Raw genomic sequence first — 15,641 nt, 5'->3', positions numbered from 1 at the left:
CCGTGTATAATTCATTGCTAATACTCGCCTACTTACGAAAATCCTCGCAGATTTTCTATTCGGTTTGTATTTGCTAAATTAATTGCTGAAACACGCAACGAAATCATACACAAACACGTTAGGTGCAATTGCTAACCTTAATAAACTATTAATAATTGAATAGAATAAAGTATAAATTAAATTGGATTAAAGAGAATTTAAGCATCATTTTAATCATACCTGCTCTTATAGGAGGATTATGGCAAATAATTGAATTATCTTATATATCTACTTCTTATTTAAGGTTTTTTTCTCCGACACAAGTAATTTCTGATGGTTTATTAGTTCTATTTGTTTTAACTCTAATATATTTATTTTCAAGACTTAGTCTTAAACATATTGATTTTAGTAATTTTAAAAAGAAAAAGTATGAACCATTTACTTGGAAGAAATTTATCACGAATTTTTTTCTTATAATACTTCAGATATCTTTAATAGGGATTCTCTCATATTATTATATAACTCCAGCTTACTTAGAATTTTTAAATGATGTGTCTGTTATAGTTTTCCTTTTTCTAATTAGCTGTAATATTATTATACTTATATACATCTCATATATTCTTTTTGATATAGTTTATCTTATAATCAGCATCCCGATTATAAAAGAAAGAATTGAAAAAAACAGAGAAGAAAAACAAGTTGATAAAAAGAAAGAGAGTATATTTTCTTTTATTATATTCTCTATACTTTTTGTACTATTTTTTAAATTTATATTCTTACCTACATTAGGTTTAATTGGAAAATTTAGGAAAAATTTTATTCTTCCATATAATCTTAAAAATTTAGATTACATCGAATGTAAAATAAATAAAACGTACTCTGAATCTTTAAAACATAAAGTTCTTTATCTTAATGATTCATATATTTTTGTAGAAGTAGAAAAAAACAAGGAATTAAAAGACATTTTGATTTTGAAATTTGAGGATTTACTTAAAAATAACTGCAAGTAACAAAACCTAAAAAACATTGCTTACGGATTTTCCCTTTGGGAAAATACTCGCAAACGTCCAAGTTCCGGTATTTTTTACTAATTTAACTGCTAAAACCAAGCAACGTTTTTAGCTAAAACGTTGTAAAACATTAAATCTGAAACGTCCAATTTGTACAATCAAAATTCTTAAACAAGATATATATTGCCTTTTTTACAGGATTTAAATGGCTAACAATATCAAACTAGAGGTCGAAAAAGTAGTCCCAAAGGGTAATTTGAATCAATTTATTGATTCAATTTGGTTGTTTAAAAACAATAACTTAGACGATATTAACTATACGATTATTCCAGATGGTTTCTTTAAGTTAATAATTATTTATATTAATGGAGAATTACAAATAATAAAATTAGTTGGGCTTTTTAATGAATCTGTCCCTATAATTACACCATCTAATTCTGTCACATTTTTGATAAAATTTAAATTATTAGCATCCGAATATCTATTTAATCATGCTATTGGTTCTCTTTTAAATAGTAGAGAAGAATTAGACCATTCATTTTGGAATATTAATGATTTTAAATCTAGCATTTTAAACGATTTTATTGATCACATTAAGCAAATTCCTGTTTTTTCTAATATTAAAATGAACAATATACCTGAGAAGAAAAGAGCACTTTCAAAGCTAGTCTACTCATCTTATTCTTCTGACAATGTAACCAAAATTGTTAACCAAATTGATTGGAGTCACCGACAAATAAATAGATACTTGAAAAAACACATGGGAGTTTCTATTAAAGAATATCTAAATATTTTAAAATGTGCTGAGACTTATGATCAAATTAGCAAAGGCGAACTATTTCCTAACGGAAATTACACTGATCAATCCCATTTTTCAAGGAGTATAAAAAAACAAACAGGTACAACACCTCAAAAGCTTTACGAAAATCAAAACGACCAATTTGTACAATTAAAACTTACTGACAAAACATAATTTTGTGTTAAAACATTTTTAACATAATATACCTATGAATAAATCATTGAACCTAATAATTACAGGCTTATTAATAAGTTTGGTTGGAGTCGTAATATTTCTTGCTAAAAGTATAGGAATTGAAATCTCTAAAGTTTTAATCCCTATTTTGTTAATATTTTCAGGAGGTTTTGCTATAAGTTTTTCTAAAGCAAATTCTCAAAATAATAAGGTAAAACAATATCATTTATTACAAGGAGTTGGATTTATAGCTTTTGCCCTAGCGTCTTTCTTTTCAAAAAATTTAGAGAATTTTCTGTATATAATTTGCTTTTTTACATTGTTTCATGGGTTGTTAGAATTTTTACTAGGTTTCACTACTCTGAATAATAAGAATATAAATTGGAACATTATTATTTATAGATTTTTAGCGGGTATTGTAAATCTTATAATTGCATTTACCTTGTTAATATTTACTTTTTCAGATAAATTCCAAGCAATTATCTTAGCAGGTGTTTCTATTTTATTAAGTGGTATTTCTATTATTATTTTCTCTTTAAAATCAAAACAGATTATCAATGAAAACCAATAATAATTTAGAAATAAAATACAGTAAAGGAACGATTGTCATTCATTGGATAAGTTCAATACTCATCCTGTTATTGTTCCCAATGGGGAAATATATGAGTGATTTAGACCCAGTAGACAAATTTTCATTAATAAAAATACACGCAATACTTGGATTTATTGTTTTTATAGCTACAATTATTAGAAGTATTATATTTTTTAAGTATAAGCGTCCCGAAGATTTAAAAACAGGTTCTAAGCTAAATGATAGGTTAACTATTTGGATTCATAACTCATTTTACTTTTTGTTATTAATAATAAGTTTATCAGGTATTGCTTCTATGATTAATGGTGGTTACATTGATGCTTTTAAACAAAACTCTGTTGAGTTAATTAAATCACCAGAGATGATTTTACCTTTAAAAAGCCATGACCTTTTCGCTACTATTATGATGATTTTGTTAATACTACATGTAATTGGCGTGATAAAACACTACATTTTGACTAAAGAGAATACTTTAAAAAGGATTAGTTAATGTAAAACGTTTTACAACAACTTATATAAACAATAACTCACTAAGTGCAAGACATCAAAGTTTTGCACTTTTTTATTACTTTAGTTTTAACAATTAAAATTTAGCATCTCAACACGCTACTTTTCATATACAAACCGTTGTCACTAATTTGAAACACCAAAAATGGAATCACAGACTAAATAAACATATTTAAAATTAGCTCACATCTTATTATTCGATATAATTTCACCTTCACTTCCATATAAATAAAGACGTCTTTACGAACGGATCTTGGATATTTCTTGAGGTTCTCAAAGAAAAGATTCCTTCTTCACTTCACTATCTTTCTTTCATCGTAACTACGTAATCAAATGATTTACATTTTAAAAAAATGTATTCTTAAATCGAACTCAAGCGAATATTCCAGTTTTAATATACCTTAAAAAGCATTACCTATTAAAATTCCTGCTCCAATACCTGCAGCTCCAATCAATATTTTTTCAAATACAGATTTTCTTCTTTGACGTTTACTTTCCTTCTCCACTATATCTAAACTCTTTGTTGCTCTATCTAAACTATTTATAGTGTAATCTAATGCTTTTTGTGTACGATCCAAAGTAAGTTGATTACGTTCGTGAATTTTTTGATCTAAACTATCTGACTTAGAAAAATTAATTTTTAATTGTCTTTCCAAGTCAATATTTCTACGCAATGTAGCCGTATATTTTTCCACAAGCTCCTTCGTCATTTTATCTTGATCTATTGTAGTTTGATATATATTCTTCATTGCCAAAAAAGACTTTTTGTTCACCAGATATACTTCTGATGTTTTAAATACGTACAAACTATCTTTTTTAACCGTTAAAGGTTCTCCAACCTGATTTGCATAAGACATTGGTATTTCAATTACTTTTACAGAATCTCTAGCTACCTGACTCCAAGAAGAAAGTACAATAAAAAAGCTAAAGACAAATGCTATTATTTTCATTTTTAATTATTTATTCAGTTGTATTTATATTTTAATTGATTCCGAAAAGACCGTTTAATATCAATCGATCCTTTACTAATTTATCGTTCGTATTTTTTATAGAATCTTTAATTTGTTGTAACTCTTGCCAGTCTTTGGCATTTTTTCTTTTAAATTCTAAAATCAACGAATCTCTTTTATGAATCAATAAGTCTTTCTGAGCTTTCATTTTTTCAAATTCTTTTTTGAATTTATCTAACTCAGATTTGGCATTTACAACCTTCTCTTTTGAAGTTTTTAGCTCTTGTTGTGCATTATCTAATTCTCTTTTTATTACACGCCAATTAGAACTCGAACTAAAAACTAAATAGCCTATGATAAGTAAAAAAATTAAAGCAACTATTTGCAACAACGTATTAATATTTGTGCTTTTCATTTGGTTGATTATTTTTAGTATTCTCTTTTAATCTACTAAAGAATTTACTGTAAACTACTGATAATTCTTTCCCAATTAAATGCAGGTCCAATATCCCATTTTCCAGACGATCTATAATTTACGTGAGAAACAATTCCTTTAAAATTAACCAATTCGTTTTTTGATATAACATCATATCTCTTTTCTTCTGGTAAAAAAGCTTTAGGTATATTATATGTTGCTGTTAAATATTTAAGTAAAATCTCTAAACTTTGATATTGTTTCTCAGTAAATGTAGCAAAATAAACTTCTCCTCGATACGGTGTATCTAGTCTTGTATATAGATTTGTATCATGTATTGTACAATACACGTCATTATCATTATACACGGTAACTAAATTATCTCCTATACGCTTTAGAAATCCTATATTAGAAATTTCTATTCCAATACTTCGTTTACTTCCGTTCGTATTTCCGCCTACCGCTCCTGAACCAAGGTGGTACGACCAAAAGGCTGAAGACCACATGTTCAATATTTTTCCATTTCGAGGTAGTATAAACGCTGTAGAAACCCTATAATTTGGTCTAGATAAAGCCGCAACATCTCCTTTTATGTATCCTGCAGTATAATGTAGTACTATTTGTGTTTTTGTGTTCTTTTCTTTCACAAAAAATGACTCATCTTTATTTTTTAATCGACAACTTACATAAGGCATTACCTCATTAGTTCCTTTAATAGGCACTGCCATGTCTTTTAAAATAAATGCTTTACCATCTGAATCCCTCCCCGATTCAAAAAAAGTTCTTTCGTGTTTAGCAATACTTGTAGCTTTCATTTTCTTATTTGGTTATAGTTTAGTTTTATGTGGTTATTCGTATAGCTTTTTTTGGTGTCCCCTATACACCTTATATTACATCCAAATATAAACTGAATTCTAACCAAATACTAATTGAACTCGTCCTAACTTCACCTATTTTCTTTAAAACACCTAAAATTCACCCTTTTTTCGCTACTTTTTTCATTCGTAGCATAGCTTTTTGATTCAAAAAGTCTATCATTTTGTCAAATTTTAACTTACAAAATCTTCATTTAATGATGGGGTATTTATGGATCTTAGGTTTAAATTCATAATAAAAAGTCAAAATGGCTTCATTTTTAATAAAACAAAACAGCATTTATACAACATAAAAAGTTACGTAAATCAAATATTCTATTGAAGTTTACTTTACAATAAATTAATAAACAACTTTCTTTTTTAATCTATTTTTGACACTGATTAATGGGAAACATCAGAAAAATAATTGGAGGGGATCAAAAAGCTTTTGAGGTTTTTTACCATAAAACCTATAAGAGATTATATGCCTTTATTTTTTCAAAAACAGATGATAAAGATCTTTCTCAAGAAATACTTCAAAAAGCCTATATAGCACTTTGGGAAAATAAGAGCAATATAAAATCTGAGCAATACTTCTTTGAAGCGTATTTATTTAAAATCATTCGTGTTGAACTTGTCAAAAATTACAAGCGAAAAATTTCTGAACAACAAGCCAATTTAATTTTTGAACAACAGCGTGCATTAAACAATGAAAAAGAGCCTATTATTATAAAAGGTATTGCTGTAAATGAAATAAAAACCTCAGATATTTTAAGTAAACTCCCAGAAAAACAACGTAGAGTTTTTCAACTCATAAAGCTACAAGGATTATCATATTTAGAAGCCGCTCAAGAGCTTAAAATTTCAAAAAGAACAGTAGAATCACACTTAAGAGAGGCCATTTTAAGGTTAAGAAATATTATTTAACATTACTTAACCGTTACTTAACATTAATAGCTAAGTATTTTTTGGGATATCCGTCTCTTTATAAAAAAAGAAATAGATGAAACGATTAGATTACTTGTTAGAACGGTTACAAAACAACTCATGTTCTCAAGATGAATTGAACGAATTGAAAGTTTTACTTAAAGAGGACGAACTTATTCAAAACTACTTTGAACAAGAATTTGAAAGTATAATTGAAGAAGATAATAATATTCCCCCTCCTTCAGAAAAAACATGGTCAGCTATTGAAAAAGAAATCAATTCAAAAGCAATTGTTTCAAATAAAAAAATTCTACGCAAGCGAATTATTGGAGTTGCTGCCAGTATTGCTTTACTTCTTAATCTATTCTTTTTATGGAAATCTAATAGAAATACCCCTGAATGGATATCAATTAAAAATACTTCTGCTTTAGCTAAAAAAATAACATTACCTGATCATTCGTCTGTCTGGTTAGCGAGTCAAAGTACTTTAGAATATCCATCAGAATTTGGAGCATCGAAAAGAGAAACTAAATTAAAAGGAAAAGCTTTTTTTGAAGTTACTAAGAATAAGAAAAAGCCTTTTACTATTAGATCTGGAGAAGTTTTAACTACAGTTTTAGGGACTTCTTTTAATATTAATACTATAGATAGTTTAGTAGAAGTTTCTGTAGCTACGGGCGCTGTAAGAGTTGCAACAAAAGATAAGTTTATAGATGTTATTCCTAATCAAGAAGTCATTTACAACTCCAATTCTAAATCACTTATTAAAAGAGAAACTCTCACTGCTTTATACACCATGTGGATTCATAACGAAGCTATTATTGATAGCGTATCTATGAATCAATTTAGTAAGTATTTAGAAAAGACATACAAGATGCCTGTATTTTTTAAAGATGAAAATGCAAAACTTAAAAAACTCTACTCGCTTAGATTAAATATCAAAGATTCTCTACAAACAATTATTAAGAGAATTAATTATATAAATGAAGTTCAACTTAAAACACATAAAAATATGATTGAAATAACATCTAAATAAAACTATAAAGAAAAAGGGCCTGTTCGCACCAGACCCTAATATTTAAGCATCGAAATATCAATGAATCAATACTTAATAAAGCATATGAAATCGTTATTAAAAAACAAAACGAAACTGCTAACATTAGCAATTACTTTCTGTACATTTTTTTCTTATGGTGTATCACAAAACATAAATACAACAAAGATATCCTTGAATAAAAAAAATGTTACGTTACAACAAATTTTTACTACAATATCAAAGGTAACACAATTTAATATTACTTATGGAAATAATATTACCAAAGATAAACAGGTATATAATGTAATTTACAAAAATACAAGTGTAGCTAAAATACTTGATGAATTAGGTAGTAAAGCTAACTTTTCATACATCGTAGAAAATAAAGATGTAATTATAAGAAATCAATCTACTCAAAAAAACACTAGACAAGATAAAGTCATAAAAGGAAAAGTAGTAGATAAAACTGGAGAAACTTTACCTGGAGCGAGTATAGTAGTAAAAGGAACTTCCATAGGTATTAACACAGGATTGGATGGTACTTTTACTCTTAAACTTCCTGAAAATGCTACTACATTAGTTGTTTCATATTTAGGTTACATCAAAAAAGAAGTACCTATTACAAATGTATTAGAATTTACTATTGTTTTAGAAGAGGCTTCTCAAAGTTTAGATGAAGTAGTTGTTACTGCATTAAACATTAAAAGAGGAAAAAAAACATTAGGATATGCTACTCAAAAAATTTCAGGCTCAGAAATTGCTCAAACTGCAGAGCCTAATTTACTAAGTAGTTTTAGTGGTAAAATAGCAGGAGCGCAAATTACCAATACTAATGGTAGCGTTGGATCGTCATCTACTATTGTTTTACGTGGTTACAATTCTCTTTCAGGAAGAAATCAACCATTATTTGTAGTGGATGGTATTCCAATTAGTAATGAAGTACATCAATCTACTAGAACATTTGGCGGACCGTCTAATCCAAACCAAAGTGGTTTTTTTGGTGAAGGACAATTCAGTGGTACTGATGGTGAAGTTCAAGTTGATTATGGAAATGCAGCTGCAGAAATAAATCCTCAAGATATCCAAGAAGTACAAGTATTAAAGGGAGCTACAGCGTCTGCTCTTTATGGTGCTAGAGCTGCCAATGGAGTTATTTTAATTACAACCAAAAAAGGAAGAAAAAAAAATGGATTAGGGATCTCTTTAACTTTTGATACTTCGATACAAACTGCGCTAAAAACTCCTGAATTTCAAACACAATTTGGTAAAGGAAGTAATGGTTTATATAGCTTTCCTGACTTAAATGCGAATTCAAGAAGAAATTTTGGACCTAGATTTTCTGGTCAGAATATCCCACAGTATGATCCAAATAATCCTACAGTTCCAAGAAACATTCCATGGATAAATAGATTAGGTTCTGACCCTATTGGGGATTTTTTAGAAACAGGAATTACACATAATTATAACCTGTCTATCACACGAGGAAATGAAGATGGAAACTTCAGATTATCTTTTAGCAGACTAGATCAAAAAGGGATGGTTCCTAATACCGATTTAGAACGAAATTCATTAAGTCTGAATTCAAACTATAATTTAAGTTCTAAATTTTCTATTGGAACGAGTTTTAATTACATTAATAGTGGTAGTGATAATCGCCCTGAAATAGGAGCTAAAAATCCCTCTAATATTTTATTTGCTTTTCTTCAAACTGGAACCAATGAAAGTTTAAGTGATTTACAAAATTATTGGGAACCTTTTCAAACTAATGTTAAACAAGCAACATCAGATAGGACTGTTAATAATCCATATTTCTTAGCTCATGAGAATCTAAATGGCAATTCTAGAAATCGTTTGTTTGGTAATTTCAAATTCAATTATGAGATTACAAATAATCTTTCTATGCAATTTAGAACTGGGTTAGATTTTTACAGAGATAAAAGGACTAGTAAAAAATCATTCTCTCATTTCCCATATACTAATGGTTTTTATTCTGAGGCTGATATTTTTTATCAAGAAAATAATACTGATATACTTTTCACTTATAAAAAGGATATTAAGAATGTTTCTTTAAAAGTTATTGCTGGGGCTAACAGGTTAGATCAACGATATGAAGAATTAAGGGCTAGCACTGGTGTTGATGGTTTAGTTGTACCCGGAGTATTCAATTTATCAAATAGTAGATCTCCAGTAATTGCAAATAACTTTACATCTCACAAAAGAATTAATAGTATTTACGGTAGTATAACCTTAGGACTAAATGATTATTTGTTTTTAGATGTTACCGGAAGAAATGATTGGTCTAGTGCCTTACCTATAGATAACAACTCTTTTTTCTACCCTTCTGTTTCTTTAAGTGGAATTGTATCTGATATTTTAGATTTGGATTTAGGAGATCAAGGTGAATATTTAAAAACTAGATTTAGTTATGCTGAAGTAGGTAATGATACAGACCCTTATCAAACAAGTAGTGTTAGCATTAATGGAAGCTCTGTAGAAGGAATTACTGCTAATACTGTAAACGAAACACTAGGAAATATACAGTTAAAACCAGAAAATATCACTTCTTATGAATTTGGTATTGAGGGTAGTTTATTTAAGAATCGATTATTTTTTGATGCTTCTGTATATAGTATTCAAAATACAGATCAAATTGCTGTTGTGCCTTTGGCAACAGAAAGTGGTTTTTTAGAAAGAACAATTAATGTTCCTGCAAAAATTAAAAACCAAGGTATTGAACTTTCTACAACAATTACTCCCATTAAAAATGATGATTTTCAATGGGATCTTACTTTAAATTGGGCAAAGAACACAAACAAAATAGAAGACTTTCAAATTGGTGAAAGTGATCGTATTACTTTAGCTGAGCGATGGATCAATTTGGATATTGTAAATGGAGGAAGTTATGGTGATTTTTATGGAGACTATCTATTGAAAGTTGATGAGAATGGAAATTTAGGACGTGTAGGATTACAGGTTTTTAGACCCGATGGTCGCTCTGAAGAATCTGATGATGTAGGTAGTTTAGTTGCTGAAGCAAAGCCGTTGATAGGAAATGCTAATCCAGATTGGATTGGTGGAATTAATAACTCTTTTAGATATAAAAACTTTAATTTCAGCTTTTTATTTGATATAAATAAAGGAGGAAATGTACATTCAAGAACTTTTGTTATTGGAAATAATTTTGGTTCATTAATAGAATCTACTCAAGTATTTGAAAGAGATTCCCCAGCTGCTGCATCTCAAGCCATAGCTGAAGGGCAAACTGTTATACCAGAAGAACATTGGGTAGTACTCAATGGAGCTTTTTTAGATAAAACAGATGGTTTTACCACCCCTGCTAATTTTGCTGCAAGAACTCAAAACGTATACAGACGTTATTTTGATAATGATGCTATAGGTACTTTCGACAGAACTTTTGTGAAGTTGAGAGAAGTAAAACTTGCCTACCAATTCCCAAAATCTTTTACCGATTTACTTTCTATCCAAGACGCATCTTTAACAGTATACGGAAGAAATCTTTTACTATGGGACAACGTTCCTCATATAGATCCTGAAGCTGCTGGTTATAGTGGTGAATTGATTGGAGGAGAATTTTTTGCGCTTCCTTCTGCCCGCACATTTGGATTTTCATTAACCGCTAACTTCTAAGAAAATGACAACTAAAAACTATACATTTTTAACTATTCTATTCACCGTAGTATTCTTAATAAAAGGGTGTACTACAGATTTTGAAGAAATTAATACCAATCCTAACCAGTCAAATCAAGGACCTAGTTTAGACTTATTATTCGGAGCTATTGTACCTGGATTTATAGGTCAAAATATAAACTCATATCAAGTTCCTGGACAGTTTGTACAACAATTTGCTGTTAAAAATTCTGAAGAAGGAGCATTAACACAAGATGATGATGCTATTTCTAGAAGAACTTGGGAAATTTTCTATTCTGAAAATGGAGGAGCTTTACGAAATGTTGAGCTATTAAAATTTGAAGCGGAAAATCAAGGTCATCAAACCTATAAAGCGATTGCCAATATTTTAAAAACCTATATGCTTTCTCAACTAACAGATTTGTTTGGAGATATTCCTTATAAAGATGCTGGACAAGGATTTAAATTAGAAGATCGTTACTTATTTCCAATATATGACTCTCAACAAGAAATATATGACACCATGTTGGCTGATTTAGAAAATGCAAATAGTGTGTTGGCTAATTCTCCTGCGACAGAAATCATTGATGCTAACAGGGATTTACTTTTTTCTGGGAATAAATTAGCTTGGAGAAAGTTTGCTAACTCTCTACGATTACGTTTTTTATTACGCATTTCAGAAGCTACTAATGTATCAGCTAGAGTCGCTGATATCTTTAATAATTCAACAAATAATCCAGTTTTCACATCTATTTCAGATGAGCCTAGTTTTTCTTATAACTCAATCAATAATTGGCCATTTGATAATTCAAATCCTGTTATTGATGAAATTAGAATTTCAGAAACTGTAGTGGAAATTATGAAAGGAAATGGTGGTGTAAATAGCGTTAGTACTCTACAAGATCCTCGTTTATCTTGGTTGTTGTCTCCAACTGCAAATTCAATTACTACTGGAACTCCTGAATTTGTAGGACAACCAGTTGGTATAGCTTCTGATATTACAGAAAGTGATGATCGCTCTTTATTAAGTGATAATTTTAAAAACTTAAATACATTTTGGTTGTTAACCTTTGCAGAAGTTAACTTTATCAAAGCAGAAGCTGCCTTTAGAGGTATAATTTCGGGTAATGCAACTGATTATTATAAAGCAGGAATAAATGCTTCATTACAGCGTTACGGAATTGATGTTTCTACAGCAACAAGTACAGCTTATATAAATGATGCCGTAGTAAATTTTGCTTCTAATCAAATAAAGCATATTGCTATTCAACGATGGTTAGATCAAGTAAACAATGGATTTGAAGGATATGCAGTTTGGAGGCGTATGAATTTCCCTACATTATCTTTAGGCCCTGATGTTGTTGCTACACAAATACCCACTCGTTATTTTTATTCAAGTAAAACAACTGATAAAAATCAAGCAAATGCAGATGCTGCGATTAACAGAGCGCCATTAAATGGAAACAATACTCCACTAGCTAAGGTTTGGTGGGATGTAAACTAAATATATTATATTTAATTGAGTGCCAAAGATTTTGGGAGTATTCCTTTGTAGTACTCCCTAATCTTTGAGCTTATATTTCTATCAATCAACCATTAAATTCAAATTAATTCCTTACAGCATGTCTAACCAACACACTAAATACACAAGAAGACATTTTATTGAAAAAACAGCCTTAACCTCTATAGGTTTAACTTTATTACTCAGTTGTAATTCAGAAAACAAAAAAGGAAATCCTTCTAACAAAACAGCTAAAACGAGTTCTTTAAATTTAATCCCTGACCCTAAAGGATATTTAGATCTTCCAGAAGGGTTTCATTATAAAATTATTTCTCGACAAGGAAATAAAATGTCCGATGGTTTCTTAGTTCCTGGTAGACCTGATGGTATGGGAACTTTTTTAGATGAATTAGGAAGAACGATTATTATAAGAAATCATGAAAACAGTCCAACTCCATTAGAAAATAGTCCTTTTGGAAACGATAACAAACTATTTACTGAGGTAATCAAAGACAAATTATATGATTCTGGAAATGGAGCTATTGTTGGTTTAGGAGGTACCACAACCCTAATTTATGATGAACATAAAGGGACTTTGGTAGATGAGTTTATGAGTTTAGCTGGTACGTATAGAAATTGTGCTGGAGGCATTACCCCTTGGGGAAGTTGGATTACCTGTGAAGAAGATGTTACTATGGCTAATGGGAATGAAATTCAAAAAAATCATGGATATGTTTTTGAAGTTCCTATGAATGCCAAGGAAATGATTACTCCAGTTCCTATAAAAGATATGGGAAGATTTAATCATGAAGCTGTTGCTGTAGATCCTAAATCAGGTTGCATTTACCTTACAGAAGATAGACCAGATGGCTTATTGTATCGATTTATTCCGAACGAAAAAGAGAATTTACAACAAGGAGGTAAACTCGAAGTACTTGCTATAAATGGACAAAAAAGTTTAGACACGAGAAACTGGGAAACCCCTAAAATTCTTAAAAATAAATCTATGGAAGTACATTGGATTCCTATTGATAATGTAGACCCTAAAGAAGATGATTTACGTTTTCGTGGTTTTGAATTAGGAGCTGCACGATTTGCAAGAGGAGAAGGAATTTGGATGGGTGAAGACGAATTGTATTTTGCTTGTACTAATGGAGGACCTAATCATTTTGGGCAAGTTTTTAGGTATAAGTTATCTGAAGCTGAAGGTACTTCTGAAGAAGTCAATTCTCCTGCCACTTTAGAACTTTATGCAGAATCTGAAGACAAAACTGTATTGCATATGTGTGATAACTTAAATATTACACCCTGGGGAGATCTTTTCTTATGTGAAGATAATGGAGAGCTTAACCATATTAGAGGAATCGATAAGGAAGGAAATCATTATACTTTTGCTTGTAACAAAAGCTCTACTTCCGAATTAACTGGATTAACATTTTCTCCGACAGGTAAAACACTATTCGTTAACGTTCAAGAGAATGGACATACCTTGGCTATTACTGGCCCATGGGAAAAGTTTATATAGATTAAAAACTTCATCATAATTATACCCCTATTAGCACTTCCGTGTTGTTAAACAATTTTTAATCAAAAAAACCAGTAGTTGTACTACTGGTTTTTCTCTTTTTCAATTTCTTTCTTAGCGACGGTATAGCAATTTCCCCCTCTATTTATTTCCTAACATTAGTAATTCATTACAAACTACTTCGGTGATGTATCTTTTTTCTCCTTCTTTGGTTTCGTAAGTTCTTGTCGTTAATTTTCCTTCCACCATAACTTCATTACCCTTGTCTAAATAATTTTCAACAATCTCCGCAGTTTTATTCCAGGCAACTACATTATGCCATTGGGTATCTGTTACTTTTTCTCCTAGTTTGTTTCTGTACGTTTCATTGGTAGCAATAGAAAATTTTGCTAGCTTTTTACCTGAATCTAAATCGATAATTTCTGGTTTGTTTCCTAAGTGACCAATTAACTGTACTTTGTTTTTAAGTGCATTCATAATTATATATTTTTTACGTTAAACAGTTAAGACATTGCCATTCAAATGAATTGACGTTGCAAAGATGCGACTTAATCAAACCCTGTTTCGGTTGCAAAACAATTACTTTCGATTGTAAATATTTGTAATCGACTACATTCGATTAACACATTTGTTTAGCCCAAAAAGAAAACCTTAGAAAATGAATAGCCATGATCCATTTTCTAAGGTTTGTTTTCCTTTAAATTAGGTACTCTTATAAGACTTTTTATATGCTATAATAAGCTTACCTCATTTAGTTCTTTAATGATTTCTGCATTACATCTCTGCTTTTAGTTTTTTTCTTGCTTTAAATTTCTTTTTCAAGAAAAGTATAATATCTCTTGCATTTGCATTTTCTTTAATTTCTTCTTTAAGGAAAAATTTAGCAATCTCTAATTGATCATCCTCTGGATTTTTAGCTATATGTTTGCAAACGATATTCAGTTGTGTTTCATGAACAAAATTCCATGTTATAGAAATACTATCTGTTTCACAAGTTACATCATGAAACCATCCGGAAGGGAAAAACACAATTTCTCCTGGAGATAATACGTCCTCATAGTCATGCGTAATATTTTTATAATCTGGGAATTTTTCATGATCTGGATTCATAACATCTACAAACTCCTTCCCGTTCATTACACTTGCTTCTTTCTTTGGATCGAATAAGTATATTTTCTTTTGTCCATAAAATTGACATAAAACTGCGTTACTAGTAAAAGGATCTTTATGAAGTCTTGTTCTAGAACCTTTTCCAGAAATAAATAATCCTTTATAAGGATAACGAAATTTATTAATCTCCCTTTTTTCCGCATCACTATTACTAGGAATTACTAGAGATGTGTTAGGTATAAAATAAGGATGACTCCAAGCATCTTGTAAAGCATCAAATACTTTATCTGACCAGTAATAATCAATTTCTTTTAGCTTTGTATACCACCTCATATATTGATTTGATAATCCTTCTTCTTCTTTTCTGTCAAAATTTGCATCAATATATTGTTTTAGAGATTGTATGTTTTGTAAGTTAAATAGATCGTCATATACCTGTACTTTTTCTTCTCCAAAAGCTTCTTTAAAATACTCTGGAGTAAATTTACTCATATCCCAATTTTCCATTCCATCTGTTACAATAACTGGTTTGTTACCGGCTATATATTCTTCAATGAATTGCTCTTCTGTTATATTATTAATTCTAGGTATTTTCATTTGGCTGTAGTTTACTA

General features: G+C 29.8%; 14 protein-coding genes. 9 read left to right on the top strand and 5 right to left on the bottom strand.

The window, feature by feature from the left end; all coding sequences use genetic code 11:
- The first annotated feature begins 155 nt into the window (after positions 1-155).
- From BVC87_RS17610 to BVC87_RS17595, 4 genes are all read left to right on the top strand, one after another.
- Positions 156-989, top strand: a complete 834-nt coding sequence (locus BVC87_RS17610; protein ID WP_075343724.1) for a hypothetical protein — start codon at positions 156-158, stop codon at positions 987-989.
- Between the two features lie 205 nt (positions 990-1,194).
- Positions 1,195-1,962 carry a helix-turn-helix domain-containing protein gene (locus tag BVC87_RS17605; RefSeq protein ID WP_075343723.1) on the top strand — a complete coding sequence of 256 codons (768 nt, stop codon included), beginning with the start codon at positions 1,195-1,197 and terminating at the stop codon, positions 1,960-1,962.
- 34 nt (positions 1,963-1,996) lie between these two features.
- On the top strand, positions 1,997-2,533 hold the full coding sequence (locus BVC87_RS17600) for a hypothetical protein (protein ID WP_075343722.1): 537 nt from the start codon (positions 1,997-1,999) through the stop codon (positions 2,531-2,533).
- The gene (locus BVC87_RS17595; RefSeq protein WP_075343721.1) at positions 2,520-3,044 is read left to right on the top strand and encodes a cytochrome b; all 525 of its coding nucleotides are present in this window, start codon (positions 2,520-2,522) and stop codon (positions 3,042-3,044) included. Before BVC87_RS17600 ends, BVC87_RS17595 begins: the two co-directional genes overlap by 14 nt.
- Positions 3,045-3,462: 418 nt before the next feature.
- On the opposite strand, the gene BVC87_RS17590 is transcribed toward BVC87_RS17595, so the two are convergent.
- The 3 genes from BVC87_RS17590 to BVC87_RS17580 are packed head-to-tail and all read right to left on the bottom strand — an operon-like array spanning position 3,463 to position 5,241.
- Complete coding sequence (locus tag BVC87_RS17590) at positions 3,463-4,011, bottom strand: hypothetical protein (RefSeq protein ID WP_075343720.1); 549 nt, start codon at positions 4,009-4,011, stop codon at positions 3,463-3,465.
- A gap of 31 nt (positions 4,012-4,042) precedes the next feature.
- Positions 4,043-4,426 carry a hypothetical protein gene (locus tag BVC87_RS17585; protein ID WP_075343719.1) on the bottom strand — a complete coding sequence of 128 codons (384 nt, stop codon included), beginning with the start codon at positions 4,424-4,426 and terminating at the stop codon, positions 4,043-4,045.
- A gap of 44 nt (positions 4,427-4,470) precedes the next feature.
- Positions 4,471-5,241, bottom strand: coding sequence for an N-acetylmuramoyl-L-alanine amidase (locus BVC87_RS17580; RefSeq protein WP_075343718.1), 771 nt, complete (start codon positions 5,239-5,241; stop codon positions 4,471-4,473).
- 444 nt (positions 5,242-5,685) lie between these two features.
- Here BVC87_RS17580 and BVC87_RS17575 point away from each other — a divergent pair, with 444 nt between their 5' ends.
- The 5 genes from BVC87_RS17575 (at position 5,686) to BVC87_RS17555 (ending at position 13,917) form a co-directional block, all read left to right on the top strand.
- Entirely contained in the window at positions 5,686-6,207 is a 522-nt protein-coding gene (locus BVC87_RS17575) for an RNA polymerase sigma factor (RefSeq protein ID WP_075343717.1), read from the top strand.
- Between the two features lie 76 nt (positions 6,208-6,283).
- Positions 6,284-7,243 carry a FecR family protein gene (locus tag BVC87_RS17570; RefSeq protein ID WP_075343716.1) on the top strand — a complete coding sequence of 320 codons (960 nt, stop codon included), beginning with the start codon at positions 6,284-6,286 and terminating at the stop codon, positions 7,241-7,243.
- A gap of 192 nt (positions 7,244-7,435) precedes the next feature.
- On the top strand, positions 7,436-10,891 hold the full coding sequence (locus BVC87_RS17565) for a SusC/RagA family TonB-linked outer membrane protein (protein WP_159439379.1): 3,456 nt from the start codon (positions 7,436-7,438) through the stop codon (positions 10,889-10,891).
- Between the two features lie 4 nt (positions 10,892-10,895).
- Positions 10,896-12,395, top strand: a complete 1,500-nt coding sequence (locus BVC87_RS17560; protein WP_075343714.1) for a SusD/RagB family nutrient-binding outer membrane lipoprotein — start codon at positions 10,896-10,898, stop codon at positions 12,393-12,395.
- A 118-nt stretch (positions 12,396-12,513) separates the two neighbouring features.
- Positions 12,514-13,917: an alkaline phosphatase PhoX gene (locus tag BVC87_RS17555; RefSeq protein WP_075343713.1), complete on the top strand. Its 1,404-nt coding sequence runs from the start codon at positions 12,514-12,516 to the stop codon at positions 13,915-13,917.
- Between the two features lie 141 nt (positions 13,918-14,058).
- Here the strand turns inward: BVC87_RS17555 and BVC87_RS17550 are convergent, their stop codons facing one another.
- Together BVC87_RS17550 and BVC87_RS17545 are read right to left on the bottom strand one after the other, a co-directional pair.
- The gene (locus BVC87_RS17550) at positions 14,059-14,394 is read right to left on the bottom strand and encodes a single-stranded DNA-binding protein (RefSeq protein ID WP_075343712.1); all 336 of its coding nucleotides are present in this window, start codon (positions 14,392-14,394) and stop codon (positions 14,059-14,061) included.
- 297 nt (positions 14,395-14,691) lie between these two features.
- Positions 14,692-15,624 carry a cupin-like domain-containing protein gene (locus BVC87_RS17545; protein WP_075343711.1) on the bottom strand — a complete coding sequence of 311 codons (933 nt, stop codon included), beginning with the start codon at positions 15,622-15,624 and terminating at the stop codon, positions 14,692-14,694.
- Positions 15,625-15,641: the final 17 nt, after the last annotated feature.

It is taken from the genome of Tenacibaculum agarivorans, from assembly GCF_001936575.1.
Classification (GTDB): domain Bacteria; phylum Bacteroidota; class Bacteroidia; order Flavobacteriales; family Flavobacteriaceae; genus Polaribacter; species Polaribacter agarivorans.
The sequence above is the reverse complement of the archived record's forward strand: the minus strand, read 5'-3'. Positions and strand labels throughout refer to the sequence as shown.

Excerpts from the sequence above, each read along its gene's own strand:
- BVC87_RS17605 (WP_075343723.1), top strand. The coding sequence starts at position 1,195 with ATGGCTAACAATATCAAACTAGAGGTCGAAAAAGTAGTCCCAAAGGGT.
- BVC87_RS17600 (WP_075343722.1), top strand. The coding sequence starts at position 1,997 with ATGAATAAATCATTGAACCTAATAATTACAGGCTTATTAATAAGTTTG.
- BVC87_RS17595 (WP_075343721.1), top strand. The coding sequence starts at position 2,520 with ATGAAAACCAATAATAATTTAGAAATAAAATACAGTAAAGGAACGATT.
- BVC87_RS17590 (WP_075343720.1), bottom strand. The coding sequence starts at position 4,011 with ATGAAAATAATAGCATTTGTCTTTAGCTTTTTTATTGTACTTTCTTCT.
- BVC87_RS17585 (WP_075343719.1), bottom strand. The coding sequence starts at position 4,426 with ATGAAAAGCACAAATATTAATACGTTGTTGCAAATAGTTGCTTTAATT.
- BVC87_RS17580 (WP_075343718.1), bottom strand. The coding sequence starts at position 5,241 with ATGAAAGCTACAAGTATTGCTAAACACGAAAGAACTTTTTTTGAATCG.
- BVC87_RS17575 (WP_075343717.1), top strand. The coding sequence starts at position 5,686 with ATGGGAAACATCAGAAAAATAATTGGAGGGGATCAAAAAGCTTTTGAG.
- BVC87_RS17570 (WP_075343716.1), top strand. The coding sequence starts at position 6,284 with ATGAAACGATTAGATTACTTGTTAGAACGGTTACAAAACAACTCATGT.
- BVC87_RS17560 (WP_075343714.1), top strand. The coding sequence starts at position 10,896 with ATGACAACTAAAAACTATACATTTTTAACTATTCTATTCACCGTAGTA.
- BVC87_RS17555 (WP_075343713.1), top strand. The coding sequence starts at position 12,514 with ATGTCTAACCAACACACTAAATACACAAGAAGACATTTTATTGAAAAA.
- BVC87_RS17550 (WP_075343712.1), bottom strand. The coding sequence starts at position 14,394 with ATGAATGCACTTAAAAACAAAGTACAGTTAATTGGTCACTTAGGAAAC.
- BVC87_RS17545 (WP_075343711.1), bottom strand. The coding sequence starts at position 15,624 with ATGAAAATACCTAGAATTAATAATATAACAGAAGAGCAATTCATTGAA.